Below are 12,150 nucleotides of genomic sequence, written 5' to 3'. Positions count from 1 at the left end.
GGACACCGATGTCCTTCACCTCCGTACCCCGCCGGGCCTGGCTGTCCGAGCGCGACTGCGACCTCGCGGAGTTCCGGGAGCTGGTCGAGCGGCCCACCGACTTCGCGGACTACCCGTACGCGTCCGCCGTGGAGCGCAGCGTCCTGGTCTACGACAGCGACCGACTGCGCAAGGCCGAGGACCTGCGTGCGGTGCGGGCCGAACTGGTGCGGGCCCTCGCCGAGGGGCCGGGCATCGTGGTCTTCCAGGGCGCCTTCGCCGATCCCGAAGTCGTCGACCGGCTCAGCGCCGTGTTCGACGCCCTGATCGCCGAGCAGCGTTCCTCGGGCGCGACCGCCGGGGACCACTTCGCCAAGCCGGGCGCCAACGACCGGGTGTGGAACGCGCTGGAGAAGGCGGCGCTCTACGACCCGGAGGCGTTCGCCGACTACTACGCCAACGACATCCTCGGCCTCGTCTCCACCGCCTGGCTCGGGCCGGGCTACCAGGTGACCTCGCAGGTCAACGTGGTCAACCCGGGCGGCGCGGCGCAGCGCGTGCACCGCGACTACCACCTCGGCTTCCTCTCCAACGAGGTCGCGGCGGCCTACCCGGCCCATGTGCACGCCCTCTCCCCCGTGCTGACGCTCCAGGGCGCCGTCGCGCACTGCGACATGCCGGTGGAGTCCGGGCCGACGATGTACCTGCCGCACTCGCAGACGTACGAGCCCGGCTACCTCGCCTGGCGGCTGCCCGAGTTCCAGGAGTACTTCGAGGCGCACCACGTCCAGCTCCCCCTGGCCAAGGGCGACGCGGCGTTCTTCAACCCGGCGCTGTTCCACGCGGCCGGCACCAACCGGTCGGCGGACATCCGGCGCATGGCGAACCTGCTCCAGGTGTCCTCGGCGTTCGGGCGGGCGATGGAGACGGTGGACCGGGAGGCGGTCGCCAACGCCGTCTACCCCGTGCTTCTCAAGCGCCTCGGCGAGGGCGTGGACGAGGCGTGGGCGGAGAACGTCATCGCCGCGAGCGCGGAGGGCTACCCCTTCCCGACCAACCTCGACAGCGATCCCCCGGTCGACGGGCTGGCCCCGCCCTCGCAGGCGGACGTCGTGCGGCGTGCGCTGCGCGGGAGGTGGGCCCCCGGGGCACTGCGCGACGAGCTGCGGGCCGGCGCCGAGCGGCGCCAGAGCTGACCAGAACCGAAAGGACCCACAACGACATGGGACTTCTCGACGACAAGGTCGTCCTCGTCAACGGAGGCAGCCAGGGCGTCGGCGCCGCCATCGCGCGGGCGGCCGTCCGCGAGGGGGCGGTCGTGGCCGTCAGCGGGCGCCGCCAGGAACCCGGCGAGGCCCTGGTGGCGGAGCTGGCCGCCGACGGGGGCAAGGCCATGTTCGTGCAGGCCGACCTGGCGGACGCCGAGCGGGCGAAGGCCTCCGTCGCCGAGGTCGTCGACGCCTACGGGCGTATCGACTGCCTGGTCAACTCGGCGGGGCTGACGTCCCGGGGCACGCTGCTGGACACCACGCCCGAGCTGTTCGACCAGCACATCGCGATCAACCTCAAGGCCCCGTTCTTCGCCATGCAGGCAGCCGTCTCGGACATGGTCGCCCGCAAGGCGCCCGGCACGATCGTCAACATCATCACGTCCTCGGCGCACGGCGGGCAGTCGTTCCTCGCGCCGTACGTCTCCGCCAAGGCCGGCCTGATCGGGCTGACCCGCAACGCCGCGCACGCCCACCGCTGGGACCGGGTCCGGATCAACGGCCTGAACATCGGCTGGACGGCGACCGAGGGCGAGGACGCGACGCAGAAGGCCTTCCACGGCGCCGCGGACGACTGGCGGGAGCAGGCCGCCGCGAGGCTCCCGATGGGCAAGCTGGGCCAGCCCGACGAGATCGCAGACTTCGTGGTGTTCCTGCTGTCGGACCGGTCCGGCGTGGTCACCGGGTCGGTGATCGACTGGGACCAGAACGTACTCGGCGGACTCGACTGACCCTCCCCACCTCCCCGTACCACCGCTTTCAAGGAGCACCAACCCCATGCGTATCGGCATCCTCGGCCTCGGCCGCATCGGCGCCTTCCACGCCGAGACCCTCTCCGGACTCGACGCGGTCGACTCCCTCGTCGTCACCGACCCGTTCGCGGACGCCGCCAAGGCCGCCGCCGAGCGGTTCGGCGCCGAGGTCGTGGACTCTCCGCAGGCCCTGCTGTCCGCCGGCGTGGACGGCATCGTCGTCGCCGCCGCGACCGACGCCCACCCCGCGCTGATCCTGGCCGGCGTCGAGGTGGGCGTCCCCGTCTTCTGCGAGAAGCCCGTCGCGAAGACGATGAGCGAGGGCGTCGAGGTCCTCAAGGCCGTCCAGGGCAGCGACGTACCGATCCAGATCGGCTACAACCGCCGCTTCGACACCGGCTTCGTCAACGCCCGCGCCGCCGTGCGCGGCGGCGAGCTCGGCCGGCTGCACACGGTCCGCTCGACCACGCTGGACCCGGCGCCGCCGCCCGCCGCGTACATCGCCGCCTCCGGTGGCATCTTCCGGGACTGCTCGGTGCACGACTTCGACATCATCCGCTGGGTGACCGGCCGCGAGGTGCGTGAGGTGTACGCCGTCGGCGGCAACAAGGGAGCCGACTTCATCAAGGAGGCGGGCGACGCCGACACCACGGGCGCGATCCTCACCCTGGACGACGGCACGATCGCGGTGGTCTCCAACTCCCGCCACAACGCCCGGGGTTACGACGTCCGCATGGAGATCCACGGCTTCGAGGACTCCATCGCGGTCGGCCTGGAGGACAAGCTGCCGCTGCGTTCGGTCGAGCCCGGCGTGACCTTCCCCGCCGGCACCCCGCACGACTTCTTCATGGACCGCTTCACCGAGGCCTACCGCGCCGAACTCACCGCGTTCACCGAGGTCGTGGCCGGCACCCGGCCCTCGCCGTGCACGATCGAGGACGCGCTGGAGGCGGGCTGGATCGCCGACGCGTGCACGCTGTCGCTGCACGAGCACCGTCCGGTGACGATCGAGGAGGTACGGCAGGGATGAGCGACTCGGGCCGGGAACCGCTGCGCATCGGCGTACTGGGCGCGGCACGCATCACCGAGCTCTCCCTCGTCGGCCCGGCCCGGACGACCGGCCACCGCCTCGTGGCGGTGGCCGCGCGCGACCGGGCCCGCGCCGAGGCGTTCGCCGACGAGCACGACGTGGAGCGGGTGGTGGACTCCTACGCCGACCTGCTCGCGGACCCGGAGGTCGAGGTCGTCTACAACCCGCTCGCCAACGGTCTGCACGGGCCGTGGAACCTCGCCGCGCTCGCGGCCGGCAAGCACGTCCTGACGGAGAAGCCGTCGGCGAGCAACGCCGAGGAGGCGGCCGAGGTGGTGCAGGCGACGGCGAAGGCCGGCACGGTCTTCATGGAGGCCTTCCACTACCTCTTCCACCCGGTCACCCGGCGCCTGCACGAGATCCTGGCAAGCGGTGAACTGGGCGAGCTGCAGCGGGTGGAGACCATGGTGGCGATCCCGGCGCCCGGCGCCTCGGACCCCCGCTGGTCGCTGCCGCTCGCGGGCGGCGCCGTGATGGACCTCGGCTGCTACGGCCTGCACGCGGTGCGCATGCTGGCGCCCTGGGCGGGCGGTGCGCCACGGCTCGTCTCGGCACGCGGCGGGGAGCGCCCGGGCGCCCCCGGCGTCGACGAGTGGCTGGACGCCGAGCTGGAGTTCCCGGGCGGCGCGACCGCGTCGGCGCGCTGCCACATGGCGTACGACGAGCTGGAGATGAGCTGCCGGATCCTCGGGTCGCGGGGCGAGGCGCTGGCGCCGAACTTCGTGCTGCCGCACCGGGACGACCGGGTCGTGGTGCGCACGCCGGACGGGGAGCGCACGGAGCGGCTGGGCACGCGCTCGTCGTACACGTACCAACTGGAGGCGCTCGCGGCGCACATCCGCCGGGGCGCCCCGCTCCCGCTGGACGCCGAGGACGCGCTGGCGACTATGTCGCTGATCGACGCGTCCTATCGGGCGGCGGGGTTCGCGCCCCGGCCGCGGGCGACGCTCGCGGGCTGAGGGCGGCACGCGAAGGAGGGCCGGGGGAAGCTCCCCCGGCCCTCCTGTTCGTCGTCAGGCGTACAGCGCCGGCCGGTCGGCCAGGTCCACCGGGACCCGGCCGCCCTCCTCCAACGCCCGTACGGCCGCCTCGCACACCGCGGCCACGGCGTAGCCGTCCCACGCGCTGGGCCCGGTGACCTCGCCGCGCCGGGTGGCGTCCACCCAGGCCTGGACCTCGCGGTCGTAGGCGTCGGCGAAGCGTTCGATGTAGTCCTGCGCGATGATGCCGCCCCAGCGGCCGGCGGCGTTGGTGACCAGGGCGTGGCCGTCGCCGACGCGGGCGGTGCCGCGTTCGCAGACCACCTCGGCCTGGACCTGGTAGCCGAAGCCGCAGTTGACGAAGATCTCGACGTCGACGATCGCGCCGCCGTCGGTCTCGAAGACGACGAACTGCGGGTCGCGGATGCCGTCGGGCGCGTTCCCTGACGGGGTCGGGGTGAGCACGGTGACGGCCGTGATCTCGTGGCCGAGCAGCCAGCGGGTCACGTCCATCTCGTGGGTCACCGAGTCGTTGATGAGCATCCGGGACGTCCAGCCGGGCGGGCTGGCGACGTTGCGGTGCCGGTTGTGCAGCATCAGCGGACGGCCCAACTGGCCTGTCTCCAGCAGGGACTTGAGCTTCATGTACTCGGCGTCGTAGCGCCGCATGAAGCCCACCTGGACCCGGCGCCGGCCGAGCTTCCGCTCCGCCTCGAGGACCCGCAGCGCGGAGGCCGCGTCCGGGGTGAGGGGTTTCTCGCACAGGACCGGCAGGTCGTGCTCGAAGGCCGCGAGGAGCGCCGCCTCGTGGGCGGGGCCCGGCGAGGCGACGATCACCGCGTCCACGTCGGCCGACGCCATCGCGGCGGCCGGGTCGGTGTGGGCGGTGCAGCCGTCGACACGGGCCGCGACCGATTTGGCGCGTTCCGCGTCGACGTCCACGACGGTCGTCACCCGTGCCCCGCTGGTGACCTCCTGGATGCGCCGCACATGGTCGGCGCCCATCTTTCCGGTACCGATGACTGCGACTCCGAGCGTGTGCGGACGCTGAGCCATGGTGATCGGCCGTCCTTTCGGGTCGTCAGGCGCCGCAGGACCGAAGGAACTTGCGGGTACGGACCGCGATGGGCAGGGGCTTGTCCGGCTCGCAGGGGTACATGTCCTGCTCGACGATGGCGAACAGGTCCACGTTCAGCTTCTGCGCGGCCTCCAGGACCGGCCCCAGCGCCGGTACGCCGGACGGGGGTTCGCACATCACGCCGCGCTGGACGGCGGGCCCGAACGGGATCTCGTTCTTCACCACGTCCGCGAGGATCTCCGGGTCGACCTGCTTGAGGTGCAGATAGCCGATGCGCTCGCCGTAGGTCTCGATCAGCTTGACGCTGTCGCCGCCGCAGTAGGCGTAGTGCCCGGTGTCCAGGCACAGGTTGACCAGGTCGGAGTCGGTCGAGTCGAGGAAGCGCTCGACGTGGGCCTCGGTGTCGATGTGGGTGTCGGCGTGCGGGTGCACGACGATGTCGAGACCGAAGGTCTCCCTCACCTCGTGACCGAGGCGCTCCATGCCCTTGGTGAGGTGCGCCCACTGCTCGGCGGTGAGCTCCGGCGGCTCCAGGATCTCGGCGGTCTTGTCGTCCCGCCAGAACGACGGGATGACGACCAGGTGCTTGGCTCCCATGGCCTGGGTGAGCGCGGCGACCTCGCTGACGTGCTGCCAGGTCGACTCCCAGACGGAGGGGCCGCGGTGCAGTCCGGTGAAGATCGTGCCGGCCGAGACCTTGAGGTTGCGCTTGCCGATCTCGTCGGTCAGCCGCGCCGGGTCGGTCGGCAGGTAGCCGTACGGGCCCAGCTCGATCCAGTCGTAACCGGCCTCGGAGACCTCGTCGAGGAAGCGTTCCCAGGGCACCTGTACGGGGTCGTCGGGGAACCAGACGCCCCAGGAGTCGGGGGCCGAGCCCACCCGGATGCGGTCCAGCGCAGGGGCCATGTCAGGACTTCCCTTCGGAGGAGGCCACGGGTGCGGTGAGGTCTGCCGCTTCGGGGAGTTCCTCGACGTCGACGCCGCGTACCTGGGACAACTCGTGCTTGAGGGCGGCGAGTTCGGTGCCGCCGGCCATGTGGTTGGTGAGCTCTTCGAGGCTCACCTCGTCACGGGAGGCGTTCAGTTCCATGGTGCCGAGGCGCAGGACGCTGAAGTGGTCGCCGACCATGTAGGCGTGGTGGGGGTTGTGGGTGATGAAGATGACGCCGAGGCCGCGGTCGCGGGCGGCGGCGATGTACTTCAGGACCACGCCGGACTGCTTGACGCCGAGGGCGGCGGTGGGCTCGTCCAGGATGAGGACGCGGGCGCCGAAGTAGACGGCGCGGGCGATCGCCACGCACTGGCGCTGGCCGCCGGAGAGGGTGCCGATGGGCTGCTCCAGGTCGTCCAGGACGATGCCCATGTTGCGCAGTTCCTCGTCGGCGGTCTTCTTCATCCGGTCGATGTCGAGACGGCGTACGGGCCAGGGGCCCTTCGTCATCTCCGAGCCGAGGAAGAAGTTCCGCCACACCGGCATCAGCGGGACGACGGCGAGGTCCTGGTAGACCGTCGCGATGCCCTTGTCCAGCGCCTCGCGGGGGGTGGAGAAGCGTACGGGCCCGTTGTCGACGAGGAACTCGCCCTCGGTGTGCTGGTGCAGCCCCGAGATGATCTTGATGAGGGTCGACTTGCCGGCGCCGTTGTCGCCCAGGACACAGGTGACCTGGCTGGGGAAGACCTTGAGGTCGACGCCGTGCAGGGCACGGATGTTGCCGTAGGACTTGCCGGCACCGCGCAGTTCGACGATCGGGGCGTCCTTGTCCGGGGCCTCGTCCTGGAGGACGGCACCGTGGGTGCCGGTTTCTTTGCTGGTCATTGGGGTCACCTCCGGGTCGCCGTGCGCTGGACCCACAGATTGATGAGGACGGCGCCGAGGAGCATCACGCCGAGGAAGGCCTTGAACCAGTCCGGGTTCCAGCCGGCGTAGACGATGCCCTGCTGGACCATGCCGAACATGAAGGCGCCGAAGACCGGGCCGATCGCGGAGCCGGCACCGCCGGTCAGCAGACAGCCACCGATGACGGCCGCGGCGATGTAGATGAGCTCCTGGCCCACGCCCTCGCCCGACTGCACGGTGTTGAACGAGAACAGCTGGTGCATGCCGACGAACCAGGCGCCGAACCCGACCAGCATGAACAGCGAGATCTTCGTGAAGGTCACCGGCACACCGACGGCGCGGGCGCTGCCCTGGTTGCCGCCGACCGCGAAGATCCAGTTGCCGTACTTGGTACGCAACAGCACCCACGTGGCCAGCGCGGCGAAGACGAGCCACCACACCACGGTGATCTTCACGTTCACGCCGCCGACTTCGAACGAGGACGCGAAGACGGCCTTGGCCTGGTCGAAGCCGTCCATGTCGCTGATGTCGTCGGTCGCGACGTTGCCGGTGACCAGCTTGGTGACCGCCAGGTTCACGCCCTGGAGGATCAGGAACGTGCCGAGGGTGACCAGGAAGCTGGGCAGTCCGGTCTTGACGAGCAGCCAGCCGTTGAACAGACCGACCGCGAGGGACACGATCAGGGCGACGATCACGCCGACCCAGACGTTCATCGTCAGCTGGTAGCTGACCATGCTCGCGGTCAGGGCCGAGGTGATCACGGCGACACCGGCGGACAGGTCGAACTCGCCGCCGATCATCAGCAGCGCGACCGGGAGCGCCATGATCCCGATGGTCGACGACTGGTAGAGGATGTTCGCCATCGAGCTGCCGTCACGCACGGCCGGAGCCGTGATGAGGAAGAAGACCAGCACCGCGACGGCGCCGAGGAAGACGCCGACCTCGGGACGGGCGAGCAGGCGCAGCGCCAGTGGCCGCTCCCGGGTCCGCCCGTCGGATTCCTTGCCCGGGCCGGGGGCCGGCGGTGTGGACACCGCCGGCTCAGCCTGTTGGGTCATGCTCATCACCGAGTGCCCTTCGCGGCGAACTTGTCGATCGTCTCGACGTTCGTCTTGTCGACGAACGCGGGTCCGGTCAGCACCGGCGCCTCGCCGCCGCCCATGTAGTTGCCGTTGTTCTTGTAGAGCCACAGGGAGTCGATCGCCAGGTAGCCCTGGAGGTAGGGCTGCTGGTCGACGGCGAACTCGATGTCGCCCTTGGTGATCGCTCCGGTCAGTTCCTTGTTGAGGTCGAAGGTCGCGACCTTCGCCTTGCTGCCCGTCTCGTCCACGGACTGCGCGGCCGTCAGCGCGAACGGGGCGCCGAGGGCGACGACGTAGTCGATGTCGCTGTCCTGCTTGAGCTTGGCGGTGATCGTGGACTTCACGGACGGCATGTCCGTGCCGTTGACGTTCAGGGTCTCGGTCGTGCCCTCGAACGTCTTCTTCACGCCGTCACAGCGCTGGGTGAGGCCGATGTTGCCCTGTTCCTGGATGACACAGACGGCCTTCTTGGCACCTGCCTCGTTCAGGCGCTTGCCGAGCGCCTCGCCGGCCACCGTCTCGTCCTGGCCGAAGAACTCCATCAGGCCGAGCTTCTGCCAGTCGCTCACGCCGGAGTTGAGGCCGACGACCGGGATGTTCGCCGTCTTCGCCTTGCTGACGACGTCCCTGAGGGCGTCGGGCTTGGCGAGGGTGATCGCGATGCCGTCGACCTTCTGGTCGATCGCGTTCTGCACCAGGTTGGCCTGGTTGCCCGCGTTCGGGTCGGCGGAGTAGATCAGCTTGATGTTGTCCTTGGCGGCGGCCGCCTCTGCGCCCTTGCGGACGATGTCCCAGAAGGTGTCGCCGGGCGCCTGGTGCGTCACCAGGGCGACCGTCATGCGGGGAGTGTTGGCCTTGCCCGCGGAGGCGCCCTCCGCGCTCTCCTCGGCCGACTTGCCGCCGGAGCTGCTGGAGCAGCCCGCGAGCGTCAGAGCGGCGGCTGCGGCTACGGCGACCACGGGGGCCAGCCTGCGGGAGCGGGAGTAAGAGCGGTCCATCTTTCCTTGCACCTCACTGTGCGACGGGGTGTGCGACGGGGGAAAGGGTCGGGATCACTGGGATCCATGGGCCCGGACGGTGGGAGAAGTCCGGGTCATGTGCCGTGGAACACGTCGGGTTCGCTGGGACGGGATCCAATCCCTAGATGCGCCCGCTGTCAATACTTTGTTAAGACATCATTTCACACTCAGGTCCGAATGTAAGTACAAACTATTGACAGCGTCGGCCTCCACGTCCTACACCTGGGAGGCGGCAGGCCCCTTGGGACCCGCAACCCCTGTACAGCTCTAGGAGCGTCGCGCATGGCCGAGTCAGCCAAGTCCTTCGACTTGATCACGATGGGAAGAATAGGAGTCGACCTCTATCCCTTGCAGTCCGGCCTCCCCTTGACCCGGGTGGAGACGTTCGGCAAGTTCCTCGGCGGCTCCGCCGCGAACGTCGCGGTGGCCGCCGCCCGGCTCGGCCGCACCACCGCGGTGATCACGCGCACCGGCGACGACCCGTTCGGCGCCTACCTGCACGAGGCCCTCAAGGACTTCGGTGTCGACGACCGCTGGGTCACGCCGGTCGCGGCATACCCGACGCCGGTGACGTTCTGCGAGATCTTCCCGCCCGACGACTTCCCGCTGTACTTCTACCGGCAGCCTAAGGCGCCTGACCTGGAGATACATTCCGACGAACTGGATCACGACGCGATCCGCTCGGCCCATGTCTTCTGGATCACCGGCACCGGGCTGAGCGAGGAGCCGAGCCGCTCCGCCACGCTCGCCGCCCTCGAGGCGCGCGACAAGGCGGGCACCACCGTCTTCGACCTCGACTGGCGCCCGATGTTCTGGCGCGATCCGGACGAGGCCCGCCCGTACTACGCCAAGGCGCTGCGCTACGCCACGGTCGCGGTCGGCAACCTCGACGAGTGCGAGGTCGCCACCGGCGTCCGCGAGCCACGGGCGTGCGCCGAGGCGCTGCTGGCGGCCGGTGTGGAGCTCGCCGTCGTCAAGCAGGGCCCCAAGGGCGTACTGGCGGTGCACCGCGACGGCACCGAGGCCGAGGTGCCGCCGGTGCCGGTCGAGGTGGCCAACGGACTCGGCGCGGGCGACGCCTTCGGCGGCTCGCTGGTCCACGGACTGCTGGCCGGATGGGATCTGGCCGAAACCATGCGCCACGCCAACGCCGCCGGCGCTCTCGTCGCCTCCCGCCTCGCCTGTTCCTCCGCGATGCCCACCGAGTCCGAGGTCGCGGACCTCCTCGCACAGGCGTCATGACGGCCGACCGAGCCACCCCTGAACGGAGCCTTCCTTGAGCATCAGCATCCCCGACCTCCCCGCGGTCAGAGCCCGGCACCCCGAGGCGATCGCGGAGGCCGCGGCCCGCAGGGTGCGCCGCCCGCTGATCGGCGACAGCGGCCGCCTGATGATCGTGGCCGCCGACCACCCGGCCCGCGGCGCGCTCGGCGTCGGGGACCGGCGGCTGGCGATGGCCGACCGGGCCGACCTGCTGGAGCGTCTGTGCACGGCGCTGTCCCGGCCGGGCGCCGACGGGGTGCTGGCCACCGCCGACATCCTGGAGGACCTGCTGCTGCTCGGCGTGCTCGACGACAAGGTTGTCATGGGCTCCATGAACCGCGGGGGCCTGGCCGGAGCCTCCTTCGAGATGGACGACCGCTTCACCGGCCACCGCGCCGAGGACATCGCCCGGCTGCGCTTCGACGCGGGCAAGCTGCTCGTCCGCATCGACTACGACGACCCCGGGTCGCTGACCACCCTGGAGTCCACGGCCCGCGCCGTCGACGCCATGGCCGCGCTGCGGCTCCCCCTGTTCGTCGAGCCCTTCATCTCCCGGAGGGTCGACGGCAGGGTACGCAACGACCTGTCCGCCGAGGCCGTCACCAAGTCGATAGCCATCGCCTCGGGCCTCGGCGGCACCTCGGCCTACACCTGGCTGAAACTGCCCGTCACCGACGACCCCGACGACATGGCCGAGGTTCTGGAGACGTCCACGCTGCCCGTCGTCCTGCTGGGCGGCGAGGTCGGGGACGACCAGGAAGGTGCCTACGAGCGCTGGCGCAAGGCGCTCCGGCTCCCGACCGTCCAGGGCATGGTCGTAGGACGCTCGCTGCTCTACCCGGCCGAGGGCAGTGTGGAGACGGCGGTGGACACGGCCGTCGGCCTTTTGTGACCCGGAGGATCACGATGACGTATCACCTTCCCGCGGGAAAGGCGCTCGGCGGCCCCTACGTCGTGGACGTCACGCCCGAGAAGGCCGGCTGGGGTCACTCCAGCCTGAGGGTCCTGGAGCTGCCGCCCGGCGGCTCGCACACCTTCGACACCGGCGAGAGCGAGTGGATCGTGCTCCCGCTGAACGGCGGCTGCACGGTCGAGACGGCCGACGACTTCGGCCACGACTCCTTCCGGCTCAGCGGCCGGGAGAGCGTGTTCAGCGGAGTCAGCGACTTCGCCTACGCGCCGCGGGACGCCCGTACGACCGTCTCGTCCACCGAGGGCGGACGGTTCGCGCTGACCGGCGCGCGCTGCTCGCGGCGCCTGCCCGCCCGCTACGGACCGGCGTCCCAGGTGCCGGTGGAGCTGCGCGGTACCGGCAACAGCAGCCGTCAGGTGAACAACTTCGGCGCGGCCGGGGTCTTCGAGTGCGACAAGCTCATCGCGGTCGAGGTCATCACTCCCGGCGGCAACTGGTCCTCCTTCCCGCCGCACAAGCACGACGAGCACCGGCCCGGCGAGGAGTCGGTCCTGGAGGAGATCTACTACTTCGAGTTCGCCGACCACGACGGCACCCCCGGCCTCGGCTACCAGCGTGTCTCCCCGTCCGGCCAGGGCCGGAACACCGATGTCCTCGCGGAGGTGCGCGGCGGCGACGTCGTACTGATCCCCGACGGCTGGCACGGGCCCTCGATGGCCGTGCCGGGCCACCACATGTACTACCTCAACGTCATGGCGGGTCCCGAGGCCGAGCGCGCCTGGCTGATCTGCGACCACCCCGACCACGCCTGGATCCGCGGCACCTGGCCGGACCAGCCCGTCGACCCCCGTCTTCCCCTCTACACCGCTCCGTCCGAGTGAGGTCCCCG

Annotated in this window: 12 protein-coding genes; 7 read left to right on the top strand and 5 right to left on the bottom strand. The window is 70.6% G+C overall.

Annotated elements, in window-relative coordinates:
* Positions 1 to 8: 8 nt before the first annotated feature.
* Genes ACIRD7_RS05500 through ACIRD7_RS05485 form a run of 4 tightly spaced genes read left to right on the top strand, consistent with a single transcriptional unit; the run spans position 9 to position 4,048 of the window.
* Complete coding sequence (locus tag ACIRD7_RS05500; protein ID WP_403450054.1) at positions 9 to 1,175, top strand: phytanoyl-CoA dioxygenase family protein; 1,167 nt, start codon at positions 9 to 11, stop codon at positions 1,173 to 1,175.
* 26 nt (positions 1,176 to 1,201) lie between these two features.
* A complete protein-coding gene (locus ACIRD7_RS05495; RefSeq protein WP_403450052.1) occupies positions 1,202 to 1,978 on the top strand; it encodes an SDR family oxidoreductase in 777 nt (258 codons plus the stop codon).
* Positions 1,979 to 2,024: 46 nt separating this feature from the next.
* The gene (locus tag ACIRD7_RS05490; RefSeq protein WP_403450049.1) at positions 2,025 to 3,029 is read left to right on the top strand and encodes a Gfo/Idh/MocA family oxidoreductase; all 1,005 of its coding nucleotides are present in this window, start codon (positions 2,025 to 2,027) and stop codon (positions 3,027 to 3,029) included.
* On the top strand, positions 3,026 to 4,048 hold the full coding sequence (locus tag ACIRD7_RS05485) for a Gfo/Idh/MocA family protein (RefSeq protein WP_403450046.1): 1,023 nt from the start codon (positions 3,026 to 3,028) through the stop codon (positions 4,046 to 4,048). The genes ACIRD7_RS05490 and ACIRD7_RS05485 overlap by 4 nt, the downstream gene beginning before the upstream one ends.
* Positions 4,049 to 4,102: 54 nt before the next feature.
* Here the strand turns inward: ACIRD7_RS05485 and ACIRD7_RS05480 are convergent, their stop codons facing one another.
* Genes ACIRD7_RS05480 through ACIRD7_RS05460 form a run of 5 tightly spaced genes read right to left on the bottom strand, consistent with a single transcriptional unit; the run spans position 4,103 to position 9,064 of the window.
* On the bottom strand, positions 4,103 to 5,125 hold the full coding sequence (locus ACIRD7_RS05480) for a Gfo/Idh/MocA family protein (RefSeq protein ID WP_403450043.1): 1,023 nt from the start codon (positions 5,123 to 5,125) through the stop codon (positions 4,103 to 4,105).
* A 25-nt stretch (positions 5,126 to 5,150) separates the two neighbouring features.
* Complete coding sequence (locus tag ACIRD7_RS05475; protein ID WP_403450040.1) at positions 5,151 to 6,053, bottom strand: sugar phosphate isomerase/epimerase family protein; 903 nt, start codon at positions 6,051 to 6,053, stop codon at positions 5,151 to 5,153.
* Between the two features lies 1 nt (position 6,054).
* Entirely contained in the window at positions 6,055 to 6,963 is a 909-nt protein-coding gene (locus tag ACIRD7_RS05470; protein ID WP_403450037.1) for an ATP-binding cassette domain-containing protein, read from the bottom strand.
* A gap of 5 nt (positions 6,964 to 6,968) precedes the next feature.
* A complete protein-coding gene (locus ACIRD7_RS05465) occupies positions 6,969 to 8,048 on the bottom strand; it encodes an ABC transporter permease (RefSeq protein ID WP_403450034.1) in 1,080 nt (359 codons plus the stop codon).
* Positions 8,048 to 9,064, bottom strand: a complete 1,017-nt coding sequence (locus tag ACIRD7_RS05460; protein WP_403450032.1) for a sugar ABC transporter substrate-binding protein — start codon at positions 9,062 to 9,064, stop codon at positions 8,048 to 8,050. Before ACIRD7_RS05460 ends, ACIRD7_RS05465 begins: the two co-directional genes overlap by 1 nt.
* Positions 9,065 to 9,367: 303 nt before the next feature.
* Here ACIRD7_RS05460 and iolC point away from each other — a divergent pair, with 303 nt between their 5' ends.
* The 3 genes from iolC to iolB are packed head-to-tail and all read left to right on the top strand — an operon-like array spanning position 9,368 to position 12,142.
* On the top strand, positions 9,368 to 10,327 hold the full coding sequence (gene iolC, locus ACIRD7_RS05455) for a 5-dehydro-2-deoxygluconokinase (RefSeq protein WP_403450029.1): 960 nt from the start codon (positions 9,368 to 9,370) through the stop codon (positions 10,325 to 10,327).
* A gap of 34 nt (positions 10,328 to 10,361) precedes the next feature.
* A complete protein-coding gene (locus tag ACIRD7_RS05450; RefSeq protein WP_403450026.1) occupies positions 10,362 to 11,240 on the top strand; it encodes a deoxyribose-phosphate aldolase in 879 nt (292 codons plus the stop codon).
* A gap of 14 nt (positions 11,241 to 11,254) precedes the next feature.
* Positions 11,255 to 12,142 carry a 5-deoxy-glucuronate isomerase gene (iolB, locus tag ACIRD7_RS05445; RefSeq protein WP_403450023.1) on the top strand — a complete coding sequence of 296 codons (888 nt, stop codon included), beginning with the start codon at positions 11,255 to 11,257 and terminating at the stop codon, positions 12,140 to 12,142.
* Positions 12,143 to 12,150: the final 8 nt, after the last annotated feature.

Source organism: Streptomyces sp. NPDC093568 (assembly GCF_044764945.1).
In the GTDB taxonomy this organism is placed as follows: Bacteria; Actinomycetota; Actinomycetes; order Streptomycetales; family Streptomycetaceae; genus Streptomyces.
Note: the sequence above shows the minus strand (reverse complement) of the source record. Positions and strands in the feature narration are given on the sequence as shown.

Bases quoted from the DNA above. Each gene is read 5' to 3' on its own strand.
- ACIRD7_RS05490 (WP_403450049.1), top strand. From the start codon at position 2,025: ATGCGTATCGGCATCCTCGGCCTCGGCCGCATCGGCGCCTTCCACGCC.
- ACIRD7_RS05485 (WP_403450046.1), top strand. From the start codon at position 3,026: ATGAGCGACTCGGGCCGGGAACCGCTGCGCATCGGCGTACTGGGCGCG.
- ACIRD7_RS05495 (WP_403450052.1), top strand. From the start codon at position 1,202: ATGGGACTTCTCGACGACAAGGTCGTCCTCGTCAACGGAGGCAGCCAG.
- ACIRD7_RS05465 (WP_403450034.1), bottom strand. From the start codon at position 8,048: ATGAGCATGACCCAACAGGCTGAGCCGGCGGTGTCCACACCGCCGGCC.
- ACIRD7_RS05475 (WP_403450040.1), bottom strand. From the start codon at position 6,053: ATGGCCCCTGCGCTGGACCGCATCCGGGTGGGCTCGGCCCCCGACTCC.
- ACIRD7_RS05500 (WP_403450054.1), top strand. From the start codon at position 9: ATGTCCTTCACCTCCGTACCCCGCCGGGCCTGGCTGTCCGAGCGCGAC.
- ACIRD7_RS05480 (WP_403450043.1), bottom strand. From the start codon at position 5,125: ATGGCTCAGCGTCCGCACACGCTCGGAGTCGCAGTCATCGGTACCGGA.
- ACIRD7_RS05470 (WP_403450037.1), bottom strand. From the start codon at position 6,963: ATGACCAGCAAAGAAACCGGCACCCACGGTGCCGTCCTCCAGGACGAG.
- iolB (WP_403450023.1), top strand. From the start codon at position 11,255: ATGACGTATCACCTTCCCGCGGGAAAGGCGCTCGGCGGCCCCTACGTC.
- ACIRD7_RS05460 (WP_403450032.1), bottom strand. From the start codon at position 9,064: ATGGACCGCTCTTACTCCCGCTCCCGCAGGCTGGCCCCCGTGGTCGCC.
- iolC (WP_403450029.1), top strand. From the start codon at position 9,368: ATGGCCGAGTCAGCCAAGTCCTTCGACTTGATCACGATGGGAAGAATA.